The sequence below is a fragment of the Bradyrhizobium sp. CCBAU 51765 genome, from assembly GCF_015291725.1.
Taxonomy (GTDB): Bacteria; Pseudomonadota; Alphaproteobacteria; order Rhizobiales; family Xanthobacteraceae; genus Bradyrhizobium; species Bradyrhizobium liaoningense.
In genome coordinates this window covers 1563757-1579680 of the sequence record NZ_CP030038.1, presented here as the reverse complement: position 1 = coordinate 1579680, position 15924 = coordinate 1563757, and the positions used below count along the sequence as shown (strand labels likewise).

The 15924-nt window shown below is 65.8% G+C and carries 13 protein-coding genes; 8 read left to right on the top strand and 5 right to left on the bottom strand.

The genetic code is table 11. From position 1 onward, the window contains the following. Positions 1-40: 40 nt before the first annotated feature. The gene (locus XH96_RS07395; RefSeq protein WP_194391826.1) at positions 41-835 is read right to left on the bottom strand and encodes an SDR family oxidoreductase; all 795 of its coding nucleotides are present in this window, start codon (positions 833-835) and stop codon (positions 41-43) included. Positions 836-877: 42 nt separating this feature from the next. Beyond that, positions 878-1573, bottom strand: a complete 696-nt coding sequence (locus XH96_RS07390; protein ID WP_028179152.1) for a hemolysin III family protein — start codon at positions 1571-1573, stop codon at positions 878-880. A 181-nt stretch (positions 1574-1754) separates the two neighbouring features. On the opposite strand from XH96_RS07390, the gene XH96_RS07385 reads away from it, so the two are divergent. After that, the gene (locus XH96_RS07385; RefSeq protein ID WP_194391824.1) at positions 1755-3224 is read left to right on the top strand and encodes a YcjX family protein; all 1470 of its coding nucleotides are present in this window, start codon (positions 1755-1757) and stop codon (positions 3222-3224) included. Then, positions 3221-4249: a YcjF family protein gene (locus XH96_RS07380; RefSeq protein WP_194391822.1), complete on the top strand. Its 1029-nt coding sequence runs from the start codon at positions 3221-3223 to the stop codon at positions 4247-4249. Before XH96_RS07385 ends, XH96_RS07380 begins: the two co-directional genes overlap by 4 nt. Before the next feature lie 10 nt (positions 4250-4259). On the opposite strand, the gene XH96_RS07375 is transcribed toward XH96_RS07380, so the two are convergent. Further along, complete coding sequence (locus XH96_RS07375) at positions 4260-5900, bottom strand: glycosyltransferase family 39 protein (RefSeq protein ID WP_194394063.1); 1641 nt, start codon at positions 5898-5900, stop codon at positions 4260-4262. A gap of 409 nt (positions 5901-6309) precedes the next feature. On the opposite strand from XH96_RS07375, the gene XH96_RS07370 reads away from it, so the two are divergent. From XH96_RS07370 to XH96_RS07355, 4 genes are all read left to right on the top strand, one after another. Beyond that, positions 6310-8043, top strand: coding sequence for an adenylate/guanylate cyclase domain-containing protein (locus XH96_RS07370; protein WP_194391821.1), 1734 nt, complete (start codon positions 6310-6312; stop codon positions 8041-8043). A gap of 182 nt (positions 8044-8225) precedes the next feature. Further along, positions 8226-9425: a molybdopterin-dependent oxidoreductase gene (locus XH96_RS07365; RefSeq protein ID WP_194391819.1), complete on the top strand. Its 1200-nt coding sequence runs from the start codon at positions 8226-8228 to the stop codon at positions 9423-9425. A 12-nt stretch (positions 9426-9437) separates the two neighbouring features. Continuing rightward, complete coding sequence (locus tag XH96_RS07360) at positions 9438-9746, top strand: cytochrome c (RefSeq protein WP_194391817.1); 309 nt, start codon at positions 9438-9440, stop codon at positions 9744-9746. A 206-nt stretch (positions 9747-9952) separates the two neighbouring features. Further along, positions 9953-10153, top strand: coding sequence for a cold-shock protein (locus tag XH96_RS07355; protein ID WP_008563500.1), 201 nt, complete (start codon positions 9953-9955; stop codon positions 10151-10153). Positions 10154-10323: 170 nt separating this feature from the next. On the opposite strand, the gene XH96_RS07350 is transcribed toward XH96_RS07355, so the two are convergent. Then, positions 10324-10785 (bottom strand): Lrp/AsnC ligand binding domain-containing protein, encoded by a 462-nt coding sequence (locus XH96_RS07350; protein WP_194391816.1) that lies wholly within the window; start codon positions 10783-10785, stop codon positions 10324-10326. Between the two features lie 114 nt (positions 10786-10899). On the opposite strand from XH96_RS07350, the gene putA reads away from it, so the two are divergent. Together putA and XH96_RS07340 are read left to right on the top strand one after the other, a co-directional pair. Continuing rightward, a complete protein-coding gene (gene putA, locus XH96_RS07345) occupies positions 10900-13899 on the top strand; it encodes a bifunctional proline dehydrogenase/L-glutamate gamma-semialdehyde dehydrogenase PutA (protein ID WP_194391814.1) in 3000 nt (999 codons plus the stop codon). 115 nt (positions 13900-14014) lie between these two features. Next, complete coding sequence (locus XH96_RS07340; protein WP_194391812.1) at positions 14015-15220, top strand: CaiB/BaiF CoA-transferase family protein; 1206 nt, start codon at positions 14015-14017, stop codon at positions 15218-15220. Positions 15221-15235: 15 nt separating this feature from the next. Here XH96_RS07340 and XH96_RS07335 read toward each other — a convergent pair whose 3' ends face one another. Further along, on the bottom strand, positions 15236-15784 hold the full coding sequence (locus XH96_RS07335) for a TetR/AcrR family transcriptional regulator (protein ID WP_194391810.1): 549 nt from the start codon (positions 15782-15784) through the stop codon (positions 15236-15238). Between the last annotated feature and the right edge of the window lie 140 nt (positions 15785-15924).

Below are 15924 nucleotides of genomic sequence, written 5' to 3'. Positions count from 1 at the left end.
GCCCCGCTTTCGCGGAGCATGACAGCATCAGGTTCGGTGGTCACTTCCCGAACTCTTCCCGCATCCTGGCCTGGATCTTGGCCATGCCGCCAATCCAGCGGTCGTAATTCTCGGTCTTCTTGCGCATGTAGCCGAGCACCTGCGGGTGCGGCAGGATCAGGAACGTCTCCTGCTCGAGGCCGGCGAGCACGTCTTTCGCCACTTGCTCCGGCGTCAGGTCGCCGTCGCCGGATTGCGGGCCCTTGGGGATCGAGCGCAGCATGTTGGTGTCGACGCCCTGCGGGCAGAGGATCGAGACCTTGATGTTGTGGGCCTTGTGCGAGATCGCGAGATTCTCGGCAAAGCCGACTGCAGCGTGCTTGGTCGTCGAATAAGCGGGGCTGCCGACCTGCGACAGCAGGCCTGCGGCCGAGATGGTGTTGAGGAAATAGCCGCCGCCGCGCGCCCTCATGCGCGGGACGAGATGCCGCGCCGCGTAGACGTGCGCCATGACGTGGATCGCCCAGCTGCGCTGCCAGGGTTCATCCGAGGCGCCGCCGGCATTTTCCGACATCGGATCGAAACCGCCGCCGATGCCGGCATTGGAGCAGAACAGCGCGATCGGCCCGAACTGACGTTCGGTTTCCTCGATGACGTGGGCGATGTCCTTTTCCTGAGCGACGTCGCATTTGAAGGCGGCGCCATCAACCATGGCCGCGACCGCCCGCGCATTGGCGGCGTCCATGTCCGCGACCACGACCTTGGCTGCGCCCGCATGATGAAAGGCCTCGCACAGCGCCTTGCCGATGCCATTTGCGCCGCCCGTGACGACCACGACCTTGCCGGTCACCTGCATGCGACGTCTCCTCTCGTCTTATACCGCTTCGCGGAAACTTGTTCAGCTCAACACGAGGTCGAGCACCGCGGTATAATGGCATGCCGCGCCGGCCAAGACAAAGCCGTGCCAGATCGCATTCTGGAATCGCAGACGCCGCCAGGCGTGGAAGATCACGCCGAAGCTGTAGAGCAGGCCGCCCGCAACGATGAAGCCCAGCACCAGCGCGGGCAACGCCCTGACCACGGCGTCGTAGAGCATCATGCCGCTCCAGCCCATCGCGAGATAGATGCCGACCGAGACGCGGTCGAACCGGCCGGGATAGAGAAGCTTCAACACGATGCCCAGGATCGCCACGCACCAGACCCCGGCGAGCAGCACCAGCGCGAACACGCTGTCCTTCACCTCCAGGATGAACGGCGTGTAGGTCGCGGCGATCAGCAGATAGATCGCGGAATGGTCGAACCGGCGCAGCAGCCATTTGGCCGGCGAGACCGGCCAGAGATTATAGGTCGCCGACAGCACCAGCATCGAGAGCAGGCCGGCGACGTAGATCGAGACGCCGACGATGTCGGTGGCATCGGCATAGATCGCCGTCAGCACCACCAGCACGGTCGCGGCGACGATACCGGCGAAGACGCCGATCGCGTGGATGACACCATCGGCGATCAGCTCGGCGCGGTCGTAATGCCAGCCGACCATGTCGGCGGCGGCGTGGACGGAGCTGGATGCGAACTCTTTCAATTGGAAGACGGTCATGGGCAATCCGCTAACGTGAGGCAATCGTCCTCTTGTATGGGTGTTTCGGGATCGGCGCGTCGTTCAAACGGCTGACTGGCCGACAAAGGCGGTGGAAGTATGGAGCTTGATTTTCCTCACGCAATTGCCACTTTTGTGAACGGCCGCACATTCCTCCCGCCCCGGATCCTCTAACGTTCATATGGCATTCAGTTTCCAGGATATGGTCGAAGAAGCGCGGCTGTCGGCAAGGGCGCTGATCGACTATGGCGAGCACTTCTTCAACCCGACGGTGCGGCTCGGTGTCACCGGGCTGTCACGGGCGGGTAAGACCGTATTCATCACCGCCCTGATCCACGGCCTGACGCGCGGCGGCCGTTTTCCGGTGTTCGAAGCCTATGCCTCCGGCCGCATCGCGCGGGCGCATCTGGCGCCACAGCCGGACGACGCCGTGCCGCGCTTTGCCTATGAGAACCACCTGCGCGCGCTGATCGAGGAACGGCGCTGGCCGAACTCGACGGTCGACATCAGCGAGCTCAGGCTCGTCATCGAGTACCAGCGCCCGAACGGTGCGGACCGCAATTTGACGCTCGACATCGTCGACTATCCCGGCGAATGGCTGCTCGATCTGCCGCTGCTGCAGAAAAGCTATGAGCAATGGTCGGCGGAAAGCCTGGCGCTGTCGCGCGAGGCACCGCGGGCGCATCTCGCGGCGGACTGGCACGCGCATCTCGCAACGCTCAAGCCCGAAGCGCGCGAAGACGAGCAGGCGACGCTGACGGAAGCAAAGCTCTTCACCGATTATCTGCGCGCGTGCCGCGAGGAGCGCTTCGCGATGAGCCTGTTGCCGCCCGGCCGCTTCCTGATGCCCGGCAATCTCGCAGGCTCCCCCGCGCTGACCTTTGCGCCGCTCGATCTGCCCGCTGGCGGACAGGCGCCCGACGGCTCGCTGTGGGCGATGATGGTGCGCCGCTTCGAGGCCTACAAGGACGTCGTGGTGCGGCCGTTCTTCCGCGATCATTTTGCGCGGCTCGATCGCCAGATCGTGCTGGCGGATGCACTCGCCGCATTCAACTCGGGCCCCGAGGCGCTGCACGATCTCGAAGCCGCGCTTGCCGGCATTCTCGGTTGCTTCAACATCGGCCGCAGCACCTTGCTCTCCAGCCTGTTTCGGCCGCGCATCGACCGCATCCTGTTTGCGGCGACCAAGGCGGACCATCTGCATCATTCCAGCCACGACCGGCTCGAGGCCGTGTTGCGCCGCGCCGTTGCCGGCGCCGTCGCGCGCGCGGAAAATACCGGTGCGGCGATCGACGTCGTTGCACTCGCCGCCGTCCGCGCCACGCGCGAGGCGCAGGTGTCCCGTGGACGCGACAAATTGCCGTCGATCCTGGGAACGCCGGCCGCGGGCGAAAGCGCCGGCGGCGAGTTCTTCGACGGAAACACGGAAGTTGCGACCTTTCCGGGGGATCTGCCCGTCGATCCCGAGCCGCTGTTCAACGACATGGATGCATTCCGCGGGCTCTCGACGGAGGCGGCCGAGACAAGCGACTTCCGCTTCCTGCGCTTCCGCCCGCCCAAGCTCGAACGCGATGGCGACGGCGAGCCGGCACTGCCACACATCCGCCTCGACCGTGCCCTGCAGTTCCTGATCGGAGACAAGCTGTCATGACCGAGCGATCCCAGCAGCGGCGGCCGGCGACGTTCCGGCTCGACGATCCCGGCGTCGTCGTCACCGAGGCCGACGAGACGGGACGGCTCGGTCGCGGCACGATCCAGATTACGCCGGAGAGCGATCCATCGACGCTGCCGGTGCCGATTCAGGCCACACTTCCCGTGCGGCGCCGCTTTCCCTGGGGCGCGCTGTTCTGGTCCGGCCTCGCCGGGTTGACGCTGCTCGGAGCAGGGCTCGGCGTCGTCCATCTGATCGAGGATTTGTTCGCGCGCAGCGAGAGTCTCGGCTTCATCGGGCTTGCCTTCGCGCTCGTCACGGCGCTGGCGCTTGCCGTCGTGATCGGACGCGAGGCGTTTGGACTGGCGCGGCTCGCAACAATCGAGAAGCTGCATCAGCGCGCCGCCGACGTGCTCGCCAGCGACAATCGCGCCGAGAGCCGCGTGATCGTGCAGGACCTGCTGAAGATCGCGCACCAGAACCCGCAGCTCGCGCGAGCCCGCGCCACGCTGGAAAGCCATGCCGGCGAGATCATCGACGGCGCCGACATGATCCGGCTCGCCGAGCGCGAACTGATGTCCCCGCTGGATGCGGAAGCGCGGCGGCTGGTGTCATCGGCCGCGCAAAAAGTCTCGATCGTCACAGCGGTCTCGCCCCGCGCGGCGATCGACGTGCTGTTCGTGTTCGTCGCCGCACTGCGCCTGATCCGCCAGCTTGCCTATCTCTATGGCGGCCGCCCGGGCGCGCTCGGCATGATCCGCCTGCTCCGCCACGTCATCGCTCATCTCGCCATCACCGGCGGCATGGCCGCGAGCGACAGCCTGGTGCAGCAAATGCTCGGCCACGGCATCGCGGCGAAGCTGTCGCAGCGACTGGGTGAAGGCGTGCTCAATGGATTGCTGACGGCCCGATTGGGCCTTGCCGCCATCGACGTCACGAGGCCGCTGCCGTTCGCGGCCTTGCCGCCGCCGAAGCTGTCGGATTTGGCGACGGATCTGTTGCGGAAGAAGGATGGGGAGGAGTAGCGGCTCTGGCTTACCCTCCCCTGGAGGGGGAGGGTCGGCTCGCAGCGCGCCAGCGATGCGAGACGGGGTGGGGTGACAGTCTCTCCGCCTCGAACAGTGCCCGAGCGGAGAGATCACCCCACCCCGCTCGCGCTGCGCGCGATCGACCCTCCCCCTCCAGGGGAGGGTAAACGCCCGCCAGCACTTTCCACTGGAACAGCGGCGAGTCCTTCGGCGGGGCGAGCTCCGGGGTCCAGCCGGTGAGCTTTTCGAGCACATAAGTGTCCGTTACAACGCCGCGCCAGCTTCGTTCGACTTCGCCAAGCCGCTCTCGCTTCGCCGGGATGTTCTGCCACAGCGATGCGCGGTTATCCGGCGTGCGTCCGACATAGATGCCCGCGTGTCCCCTGATCCTGTCCATGCCGGGATCACGAAAATCCTGGAAGCGGCCGCGCTCGTTGATCTCGATCACGGGTACGCGGCCCCTGAACAGCCAGCGCATCATGGCGTAGGTGCGGTAGTCCGTCGTCGCGATCCAGGTCGCGCCGGTCTCGTCGAGCGCGGCCTGCGCGCGCGCGGCGACCTGCTCGTAACCGGCCTCGGCGCCGATCGGATCGCTCTTGCCGAGGAAATTCCAGGGCGCGGCGACGTAATAGAGAAACACGATGACGACGAAGGCGACGCCCGAGACAATTGCAGTCCTGGCCCAGAACAGTGACGATTTGAGCATTCGGGCCGACCATCCCTCTTTCGTCATCGTTGCGAGGTTCACCGCGGTGGCCGCGAAGCCGACCGGCCACATGAACATCGGCCAGGTGTCGCCGACCCGGAGCGTCATCGACTTCGCAAGGAAATAAAGAAACGGCACCAGCACGGCGGTCGACAGCAGGATCGCGACCGGCTCGCGCGTGCGATAGCCGCGCCATGCCGTCAGCACCAGGCCCGTCAGAACCACCGGCAGCATGACGAAGCCGACCAGGCCGAATTGCAGGCCGATGTAATCGCCGATCGTCCGCAGCGAGATGCCATAGTTGGCGGTGGCGCGCACGCCCTGGAAGCGGAACGAGGCCCAGTCGTGCTGCGCATTCCAGATCAGCACCGGCGAGAACACGGCGACCGCAACCAGCACGGCGAGGTAAGGGTAAGGGCTCCGCAGCCAGCGCCAGCGCCAATCCGGCACCAGCAGGAAGGCGGCAACCGCCGGCGCGAACATGATCGCGGTGAATTTCGACAGCATCGAGAGGCCTGCGAACAGGCCCGCCGCGAGCCACCAGCGGCCGTCGCCGCCCTGTGCGAGCCGCACCAGCGACCACACCATCGCCATCGCACACGGAATCATCGCGACATCGGGCGCGACCTTGGCCATCAGCAGGCCGTAATAGAGCGCGGCCTCCGGCATCAGCACCGCGAACATGATCGCGCGCGCATCATGGGTGAGGCGGCGGACGATGTCGGCGAGCAGCAGCTGTGTCACCAGCATGGCGACGATGCCGCCGAAGCGGACGCCGAGCGCGGTGTCGCCGAAGATCGCGGTACTGAGGCGGATCATCCAGGCGATGCCGGGGGGATGATCGAGAAAGCTGAGCGCCGTTTCCTTCGACCAGGTCCAGTAATAGGCCTCGTCCGTGCGCAGCTCGATGGCGGAAGCGTAGACGATGCGCATCACCGTCATCGCGGCGATGATCAGCACGGCCCAGACGAGAGGCCGGCGCGCGGCGCCGCGGAGGGGCACGGAGATGTCAGGGGCTGTCGTCACGGCCGCGCTTTTCGCCAACCTGAGAGGGGGAGTCAATGCAGGGGGTAGCGCCGCAAACCCCCGCTATCGTCCCGGGCAAGCGTCAGCGCAGACCCGGGACCCAGGGCAACAGGACGGAGTTTGGCGATGGCTCGTAGTTACCAACCGGCCCTGAACCGCTCCCTGGGATTATGGTCCCGGATCTGCACGCACTTGCGGGCGCGCTTGTCCGGGACGACGGCGGTGTGTGTGGCTCCTTGCCGCGCAAGTGATCCCGCAGCCTGTCCACATCAGGAATTAAACGCTACGCTGGCTGTTCTCCTTGGTGAACTGATACAAGCGAATCATGGCCACCGCTCCCGTACACATGCCCGAGTTCGTCCGCGCCACCGGCGTCCGGCAACTGCGGCTCATCTGCGGCGTCATCCTGTTCGCCTATGTGGTCAGCCATTTCCTCAACCATGCGCTCGGCAACATCTCGGTGGATGCCATGGAGGCCGGGGTCTACTATCATACCCTGTTCTGGCAGTTCCTCCCCGTCGCGATCGTATTCTACACGGCTGCGCTCACCCATATGGGACTCGGCATCTACGCCCTGTATCAGCGCCGGCAGTTCCGCTGGCGGACGATCGAGCCGCTCCAGCTGGTGCTGGGCCTGAGCATCCCCGCTCTGGTCATGGGGCACGTGGTCGGGGTGCGGCTCGGTTACACGCTGTACGATCATCAGAAGCTCTATCCGCAGGAGCTCTATCTGTTCTTCGTCGCAGCGCCGGGCCGGCTTTGGCAGATGACGATCCTGCTCCTCATTGCATGGGTGCACGGCTGCATCGGCATTTTCTTCTGGCTTCGCCTGAAGCCGTTCTTCACGCGCGCGGCGCCCTATCTGCTCGCGGCCGCCGTGCTGATCCCGACGCTGGCGCTGCTCGGCATCTATCAGGGCGGCCGCAGCGTCGCCGTCGAGAGCGAGGATGGAGAATGGCGTAGCCAGAACCTCACCCGCGATCAGGTCGGCACGGTCGCTGAAGGCAACACACTCGACCGCATCGCGGGCGGCCTCACCATCGGCTATTTCGGATTGCTCGCCTTGGCGCTGGCGGCACGCGGCGCGCGGGCCTTGCGCGAGCGGCGCGGCGGCATGATCGCGCTGTCCTACGGCAACGGCAAGACGGTGCGCGTGCCAAAAGGCCTCTCCGTGCTGGAAGCGAGCCTGCGCCACAACGTGCCGCATGCCAGCGTCTGCGGCGGCCGCGCCCGCTGCTCGACCTGCCGCATCCGGATCATCGGCGACCACGGCGCCCTGCCCGAGCCATCGCCGCGCGAAGCCTTCGTGCTCACCCGCGTCGGCACCTCCGATCCCTCGATCAGGCTCGCCTGCCAGCTGCGGCCGACCTCCGACCTCTCCTTCTTCCAGCTCTTCACACCGCACACAGTCTCCGCGAATGCGCAGGCTTCGACGCCCGCCAGCATCGGCCAGGAGCGCTATCTCGTCAGCCTGTTCGTGGACATGCGCGGCTCAACGCAGCTTGCCGAGAAGCGGCTGCCATTCGACACGGTCTTCATCGTCAACCGCTTCCTCGGTGCCGTCTCGCAGGCCGTCATCGAGAATGGCGGCCTGCCGAACCAGTTCGTCGGCGACGGCATGCTGGCGCTGTTCGGGCTGTCGGCCGAGCCGCGAACCGCGTGCCGGCAGGCGCTGAAGGCCGCCGCCGGAATCGCCACGCATATCGACGAGCTCAACGAGCTCCTGAGCCACGATCTTCGCCAGCCGATCCGCTTCGGCATCGGCATCCACGGCGGCGAGGTCATCATCGGCGACATCGGCTATCGCGACCACATCGTCTTCACGGCGCTGGGCGATGCCGTCAACGTCGCCGCCCGCCTGCAGGACATGACCAAGACCCTGGCCTGCGAGGCGATCGTCTCGGAGGAAATCCTCCGCACCGCGGACCTCGCCGACGACGCCCTGCCGCAGCAGGAGGCCGCAATCCGCGGCCGCGACGAGCCGATGGCGGTGCGGGTGATTGCAGATGCGCGGGAGCTGGCGGCGCTGGTGGATCGCGGCGAACGGGTGGCGGCTTAAGGCAGCCACACGGAAGGTGCGCTCCCTCTCTCCTCGCACCGCGTAACACCGGGCTGCTGCAACGCAGCGGCATGGGCCTGCTGCGAAAGCACGAATTGACTTCGTTCAAATCGTTGCGACAGATGAGCGCAGGATCGCGGTGATGACCGCGATCCAACGAAAAGCTCCGGGAGGAGACCAGAATGTTCGACCGACGCGACCTGCTCAAAGGAGCGGGCCTTGCCGCCGTTGCGGCTACACTGAACTCCACCAAGGCGCTGGCGCTCGACACCGTCACCCTGCCCTTCGCCAATGGCGAACGACCGCTGGTGAAATATCCGCAGAAGCGACCGATGATCGGCCTGACCAGCCGGCCGCCGCAGCTCGAGACGCCGTTTGCCGTGTTCAACGACGGCCCGATCACGCCGAACAACGCGTTCTTCGTGCGCTATCACCTCGCCGACCTGCCTTACGATCTCGACCCCGACAAGTTCACGCTCGAGGTCAAGGGCAAGGTCGACAAGCCGCTGAAACTTTCGCTGAAGGACATCAGGAAGATGAAGGCGACCGAGCTCGTCGCCGTCAACCAGTGCTCCGGCAACAGCCGCGGTTTCTTCGAGCCGCGCGTCGCCGGCGGCCAGCTCGCCAACGGCGCGATGGGCTGTGCGCGCTGGCGCGGCGTGCCGCTGAAGTCCGTGCTGGCGATGGCCGGCGTTCAGAGCGGCGCCAAGCAGGTGACGTTTGGCGGGATGGACGGACCGGTCAGCGACAAGACGCCCGATTTCGTCAAGGCGCTCGATCTCGATCACGCCACCGACGGCGAGGTGATGCTGGCCTATGGCATGAACGGCGAGGACCTGCCGTTCCTCAACGGCTTCCCGCTGCGCCTGATCGTGCCCGGCTATTTCGGCACCTACTGGGTCAAACACCTCAACGAGATCACCGTCATCGACAACGTCTATGACGGCTTCTGGATGAAGTCGGCCTATCGCATTCCCGATACGCCGAACAACGCGGTCGAACCGGGCACCGCGCCGAAGGCGACCATCCCGATCAACCGCTTCACCATCCGCTCCTTCATCACCAGCGTGCCCGACGGCGCGAAGCTGAAGGCAGGCGCCACGACCCTGCGCGGCATCGCCTTCGACGGCGGCAAGGGCATCAAGGAAGTCCAGGTCTCCACCGACGGCGGCAAGACCTGGACCCGCGCAAAGCTCGGCAAGGACCTCGGCAAATACGCCTTCCGCGAATGGAAGCTGCCGGTGAAGCTCGCCGCCGGCAGCCACGAGCTCAAGGTCCGTGCCACCGGCAATGGCGGCGAGACCCAGCCGGACACGCCGCGCTGGAATCCGGCGGGCTATCTGCGCAACGTCGTCGAAACCGTCCGCGTGACGGTCGCCTGAAGGAGAATGATCATGCAGCGCACCGTTCTCCTCGCCATCACGCTCGCCCTTGCCGCCGTGGCGGGCTCGGCACTTGCCGCGCCGGTCAATTACAAGACTCCCGACGAGGTCGCCGCCTTCAAGCCCGGTCCCAATCTCGAGGTCGTGCAGGGCAATTGCAGCGCCTGCCACTCGTCCGACTACATCGCCACGCAGCCGCCGATGAAGGACAAGAAGGGCTTCTGGCAGGCCGAGGTGACGAAGATGATCAAGGTCTATGGCGCGCCGATCGACGATGCCGATGTCGGCAAGATCGTCGACTATCTGGCTGCGACGTATTGACGGATGGGGAAATGCGTACGGACATTTGACCGCGAAACGGGCAAAACCGGCAAAAACGCCGCGAAGTTGAGCGGAATTCAGCGAAATGCCGATGTGGTTTGAGCTACCAAGCCTGCCACATTCCGCGTATCCTGTAGGACCGAACCGGCCGGTTGGCGGGGACTGGCGGTTCGCGATCTTGGAGGAAGACCCGCGGAGAAGTCGTGATGGCTAAAGGTACGGTCAAGTGGTTCAACCCGACGAAGGGTTATGGATTTATCCAGCCTGCGTCGGGGGGCAAGGATGTGTTCGTGCATATCTCGGCAGTGCAGAAAGCCGGTCTGTCGACCCTCAACGAGGGACAGACGGTGGAATACGAAGAGATCGCAAACCGGGGCAAGACCTCCGCAGAAAACCTCAAAGTATAAGCCCGCCAGCATTTGCTGCCTCCTGGACCAATCCGGGAGCCGGGCCAAGAAAATTTTGAAGGACGGCCAGTGCAGTCGACGACAGGCGTTGCGATTGCACGGGGATAGTTATTTTTCCTTGGATGACCGCTTGTCCACGCCACAGCAATGACAATCGCGACGGCATGTCGTCAGCCTACCGGCAACGGTGCGTCGCGCTTGATCTCCTCCATCACCGCATAGGTCCGCGTCTCGCGCACGCCCGGCATCGACAGCAGGGTCTCGCCGAGAAAGCGTCGATAGGCGGCCATGTCCGCAAGCCGCGCCTTCACAAGATAGTCGAAGCCGCCGGCAACCATGTGACACTCCAGCACCTCGGGCGCGAGCTTCACCGCGCGTGCAAAGCGCTCGAAATTGTCGGGCGTGGTCTTGTCGAGCAGCACCTCCACGAACACCAACAGGCCAAGTCCGAGCCGGTGCGGGTTGAGCCGCGCACCATAGCCTTCGACAAAACCCTCGCGCTGCAAGCGCTTCAGCCGTTCGCCGATCGACGTTGGCGACAGCCCGATGCGCTCGGCGAGCTCGACATTGGCGATGCGCCCATCTTCCTGAAGAATCGAGAGGATTCTGCGGTCGACTCGATCAAGTTCCATATTATATCCGACAAAACTGGAAATTATCTTCACTTTCTAAGGCAATCCGGCTAATTTGTCTATCGAACTACGGTAACGTTGGCCTTATCCTGTCATTCAGCCACAGGACACGTTATGCCGAACTCCCCGCCTCCCTTCTCCGCTCCTTACGCCTCCGACGACACCGAGATCGCCGCGCGCCTGTTGCCGGCGTCGCAGCTGTCCCCGCCGCAGGAGGCGCGGATCGACCGCACCGCGACGCGGCTGATCGAGGCGATCCGCAAGCGCGACGACCGGCTCGGCGGGGTCGAGGACATGCTGCGGGAGTTCGCACTCTCGACCAAAGAGGGGCTCGCGCTGATGGTGCTGGCCGAGGCGCTGCTGCGCGTGCCGGACGCGCGCACCGCCGACCAGTTCATCGAGGACAAGCTCGGCGAAGGCGACTTCATCCATCACGAGACCAAGTCCACCGCGTTCCTGGTCAACGCCTCGGCCTGGGCGCTTGGCCTCTCCGCGCGCGTGATCCAGCCCGGCGAGACGCCCGACGGCACCATCGGCCGACTCGTGAAGCGGCTCGGCGCACCGGCCGTCCGTACCGCCACGCGCCAGGCGATGCGATTGATGGGCAATCATTTCGTGCTGGGCGAGACCATCGAGCAGGCGCTGGAGCGGGGCCGGCCGCGCTCCGGCCAGAAGACGCGTTATTCCTTCGACATGCTCGGCGAAGGCGCGCGCACGGCCGCGGATGCGAAGCGCTACTTCGACGCCTATGCCAGCGCCATTGAAACGATCGGCAAGGCGGCAGGCAACCATCCGCTGCCCGACCGGCCCGGCATCTCGGTCAAGCTCTCGGCGCTGCATCCGCGCTTCGAGGCGATCAGCCGCGGCCGCGTGATGGCCGAATTGGTGCCGCTGCTGCTCGACCTCGCCCAGCGCGCCAAGGCCCATGACCTCAACTTCACCGTCGACGCGGAAGAGGCCGATCGGCTGGAGCTATCGCTCGACGTGATCGCGGCCACGTTGGCCGATGCCTCGCTAGCGGGTTGGGACGGATTTGGCCTGGCCATCCAGGCCTATCAGAAGCGCGCCGGCGCGGTGATCGATTATGTCGATGCGCTTGCCCGCGCACACGATCGCAAGCTGATGGTGCGGCTGGTCAAGGGGGCCTATTGGGACACGGAGATCAAGCGCGCGCAGGAGCGCGGGCTCGGCGGCTATCCCGTGTTCACGCGCAAGGCGATGACGGATCTGAACTACGTCGCCTGCGCGACGAAGCTGCTGGCCTTGCGCCCCCGCATCTTCCCGCAATTCGCCACCCACAACGCGCTGACGGTCGCGACCGTGCTGGAGCTTGCCGCCGGCAGCGGCGGCTTCGAATTCCAGCGCCTGCATGGCATGGGCGAAGCGCTGTACGAGCAGCTGGCAAAAGATCACCCGGACATCGCCTACCGCACCTATGCGCCGGTCGGCAGCCATCGTGATCTGCTCGCTTATCTGGTGCGGCGGCTGCTCGAGAACGGCGCGAACTCGTCCTTCGTGGCGCAGGCCGCCGACTATCGCGTGCCGGTGTCTGCGCTGTTGCAGCGTCCGGCAGACGCCGTCGTCCGGCCGCAGGCGGCGGCTCATCCAAAAATCCCATTGCCCTGCGATCTCTTCGCGCCGGACCGGCGCAATTCGCGCGGCATCGAATTCGGCGAACGCGCCGCGCTCGACCGGTTGCTGACCGACGTCAGGGCCGAGACGGCCCGCCTCGAGGCAATCGCCGATGCCTCGCCGGATCAGGCCAATGCGGCGGTCGCCGCGGCACGCGCCGGCTTTGCCGCCTGGAGCCGCACGCCGGCGGGTGCGCGCGCGGCGGCGTTGGAGCAGGCCGCGCACCTGCTGGAGAGCCGCGGCGCTCACTTCATCGCGCTGCTGCAAGCCGAGGGCGGCAAGACGCTTGACGACGCGCTGTCGGAACTGCGCGAGGCTGCCGACTTCTGCCGCTACTATGCCGCGCAGGGCCGCAAGCTGTTCGGGGGCGAGGCTGCCATGCCGGGCCCGACCGGCGAGAGCAACGCGCTCACCTTGCGCGGCCGCGGCGTGTTCGTCGCGATCTCGCCCTGGAATTTTCCGCTGGCGATTTTCCTGGGACAGGTCACGGCCGCGCTGATGGCCGGCAACAGCGTCGTCGCAAAGCCCGCCGAGCAGACGCCGCGCATCGCGCGCGAGGCCGTGGCCCTGCTGCACGAGGCGGGCGTCCCCAAGAGCGCGCTGCACCTCGTCACCGGCGATGGCCGCATCGGGGCCGTGCTGACCGCGCACGCTGACATTGCGGGTGTGGTCTTCACCGGCTCGACCGAGGTGGCACGCTTGATCAACCGGACTCTCGCCGCCAAGGACGGGCCGATCGTGCCGCTGATCGCGGAGACCGGCGGCATCAACGCAATGATCGCGGATGCCACCGCGCTGCCCGAGCAGGTCGCCGACGACGTCGTGACCTCGGCCTTCCGTTCAGCCGGCCAACGCTGCTCGGCGCTCCGGCTGCTGTTCGTGCAGGAGGACGTCGCCGACCGCATGATCGAGATGATCGCGGGCGCCGCGCGCGAGTTGAAGATCGGCGATCCCTCCGACGTTGCGACCCATGTCGGGCCGGTGATCGACGAGGAGGCCAAGCAGCGCCTCGACGCGCACATCGCGCGGATGAAGCGCGAGGCGCGGCTGCACTTTGCAGGCCAGGCGCCGGGCGGCTGCTTCGTCGCGCCGCACATCTTCGAGCTCAGGGAGCCCGGTCAGCTCACCGAGGAGGTGTTTGGCCCGATCCTTCATGTCGTACGCTATCGCGCCGAGAACCTCGAACGCGTCCTGCATGCGATCGAGCGCACCGGCTACGGGCTCACCCTCGGCGTCCATTCCCGCATCGACGACACCATCGAGGCGATCATCGACCGCACCCAGGTCGGCAACATCTACGTCAACCGCAACATGATCGGCGCCGTGGTTGGCGTGCAGCCGTTCGGCGGCAACGGCCTGTCCGGAACCGGCCCGAAGGCCGGTGGCCCGAACTACCTCGCGCGCTTTGCAACCGAGCAGACGGTGACAATCAACACCGCAGCAGCCGGCGGCAATGCTGCATTGCTTGCGGGGGAGGAGTGAGGCCCTGCGCCCGGCGCCGTTGCATCCCGCGGAAACATCGGTCTAATGCTCCCATCACCGGCCCGCGCCAATTCCAGCGCGCGGGAAACGACAAGAGCGAGGGAGCAACGCCGCGATGGACAAGGGCATTTTTGCGGGGCTGAAGGTTCTGGACTGCGCCAGCTTCATCGCAGCACCGGCGGCGGCGACCGTGCTGTCGGATTTCGGCGCAGACGTGATCAAGATCGAGCCGCCCGGCGCCGGCGACCCCTACCGCAACCTGCCCAATTTGCCGGGCTATCCGACCGGCGAACACAATTTCGCCTGGCTGCTGGAGGCCCGCAACAAGAAGAGCATCGCACTCGATCTATCCAAGCCCGAAGCGCAGGCCGTGCTTTACAAGCTGGTGGAAGAGGCCGACGTCTTCATCACCAACATGCCGCCGCCGGTGCGCGCCAAGCTCGGCATCACCTACGACCATCTCGCCCATCTCAACGACCGGCTGATCTATGCGTCCTTCACCGGCTATGGCGAGAAGGGCGAGGAAGCCAACAAGCCCGGTTTCGACAGCAACGCCTATTGGGCCCGCTCCGGCCTGATGGACCTCGTCCGCGCCGACACCGACACCACGCCGGCGCGCTCGGTCGCCGGCATGGGCGACCATCCCTGCGCCATGGCGTTCTACGGCGCCATCGTCACCGCGCTCTACCAGCGCGAGAAGACCGGCAAGGGCTCGCACGTCGCCTCCAATTTGATGGCGAACGGGGTGTGGGCGGCGAGCGTGCTGGCGCAGGCAAAGCTCTGCGGCTCCAAGTTCGGCGAGCGACGGCCACGCGAGCGCGCGCTGAACGCGGTCGCCAACCACTATCAGTGCAAGGACGGTCGCTGGCTGATCCTGTCGCTGCTCAACGAGGAGAAGCAGTTTCCGACGCTGGCCCGCTGCCTCGGACGCGAGGATTTGATCAACGATCCCCGCTTCGCCACCAAGGCCGACCGTCACGCCCGCTCGGTCGAACTGATCAGGATTCTGGACGACACTTTCGCGACCAGGAATCTCGCCGAATGGCGGGAGATCCTCGACGGAAACGGCCTCGTGTTCGGCGTCGTTGCCATTCTCGACGACATCCCGAACGACAAGCAGATGCTCGACAACGAGGTGCTGGTGCCGTTCGAGAACGACACCATGCTCACCATCAACAGCCCGATCTGGATCGACGGCGCGAAGAAGGTGCAGCCGCGCAAGCCGCCCGCCGTCGGCGAGCACAGTGACGAAATTTTGCGCGGAGCGGGATACGACGAGGCGGCGATCAAGCAGCTGCGGTCGAACGGGGCGGTGGGATAGGCCGGCGCGCCGGCGTTAGTTCCGCGCGATCAAGCCGCCCACCAGCTCCAACAGCTCCGCCTTCGCCTCACGGCGGAAGCCGGCTCTGGGCGCGGCGAGCTGGCGAAAGAGCAAGCCAATCAGCGCCGAGACGAACAACTCGGCGTGGCGGCGTGGGTTTCGTGACTTCGCAGCTTTCAGCGCAAGCTCCGCACTCTGCCGCCACGTGTCGAACCACTCGGCGACCACGGGCCGATAGTGCTCTTGCCTCGCGGCGGCCAGGAAGGCCTCATAGCAGGCGATATGCGTCTCGGCTTCTGTGCTGATCTCGCGGACGTAGAAATCGACCAGCGCCTCGATCCAGGCCTCCACCTCGAACGCCTTGTCCTGAAGGCTGAGAGCCAACGCACGCAGCCTGCCGATTTCGCGCGCCAAAGCGAACTGCAGGGCCGCCTCGACCAGCGCATCACGGGTTCCGAAATGATGCGTGACCGCGCCGAGCGAGACCTTGGCCTCGGCGGCGACCGCCCGGTGGGTCACGCCGTCAAGCCCATGTCGCCCAATGATGCGCAGCGTCGCCTGCATCAGGGACCGCTCGCGCTCGCCCGACCCTGTCTTTGATTCCTTGCTCATGCGGCCCCCAGCATCCAGCTCTTGACGCACGGCAGAACAAATGTTCTGCTATCCGGATCATACGTACTCTCGTTGTTCGAGCCCCCGAAGGC

What these genes read in the sequence shown, in the direction of transcription:
- XH96_RS07395 (WP_194391826.1), bottom strand. Translation starts at nt 835, where the DNA reads ATGCAGGTGACCGGCAAGGTCGTGGTCGTCACGGGCGGCGCAAATGGC.
- XH96_RS07390 (WP_028179152.1), bottom strand. Translation starts at nt 1,573, where the DNA reads ATGACCGTCTTCCAATTGAAAGAGTTCGCATCCAGCTCCGTCCACGCC.
- XH96_RS07385 (WP_194391824.1), top strand. Translation starts at nt 1,755, where the DNA reads ATGGCATTCAGTTTCCAGGATATGGTCGAAGAAGCGCGGCTGTCGGCA.
- XH96_RS07380 (WP_194391822.1), top strand. Translation starts at nt 3,221, where the DNA reads ATGACCGAGCGATCCCAGCAGCGGCGGCCGGCGACGTTCCGGCTCGAC.
- XH96_RS07375 (WP_194394063.1), bottom strand. Translation starts at nt 5,900, where the DNA reads ATGACGGTGATGCGCATCGTCTACGCTTCCGCCATCGAGCTGCGCACG.
- XH96_RS07370 (WP_194391821.1), top strand. Translation starts at nt 6,310, where the DNA reads ATGGCCACCGCTCCCGTACACATGCCCGAGTTCGTCCGCGCCACCGGC.
- XH96_RS07365 (WP_194391819.1), top strand. Translation starts at nt 8,226, where the DNA reads ATGTTCGACCGACGCGACCTGCTCAAAGGAGCGGGCCTTGCCGCCGTT.
- XH96_RS07360 (WP_194391817.1), top strand. Translation starts at nt 9,438, where the DNA reads ATGCAGCGCACCGTTCTCCTCGCCATCACGCTCGCCCTTGCCGCCGTG.
- XH96_RS07355 (WP_008563500.1), top strand. Translation starts at nt 9,953, where the DNA reads ATGGCTAAAGGTACGGTCAAGTGGTTCAACCCGACGAAGGGTTATGGA.
- XH96_RS07350 (WP_194391816.1), bottom strand. Translation starts at nt 10,785, where the DNA reads ATGGAACTTGATCGAGTCGACCGCAGAATCCTCTCGATTCTTCAGGAA.
- putA (WP_194391814.1), top strand. Translation starts at nt 10,900, where the DNA reads ATGCCGAACTCCCCGCCTCCCTTCTCCGCTCCTTACGCCTCCGACGAC.
- XH96_RS07340 (WP_194391812.1), top strand. Translation starts at nt 14,015, where the DNA reads ATGGACAAGGGCATTTTTGCGGGGCTGAAGGTTCTGGACTGCGCCAGC.
- XH96_RS07335 (WP_194391810.1), bottom strand. Translation starts at nt 15,784, where the DNA reads ATGCAGGCGACGCTGCGCATCATTGGGCGACATGGGCTTGACGGCGTG.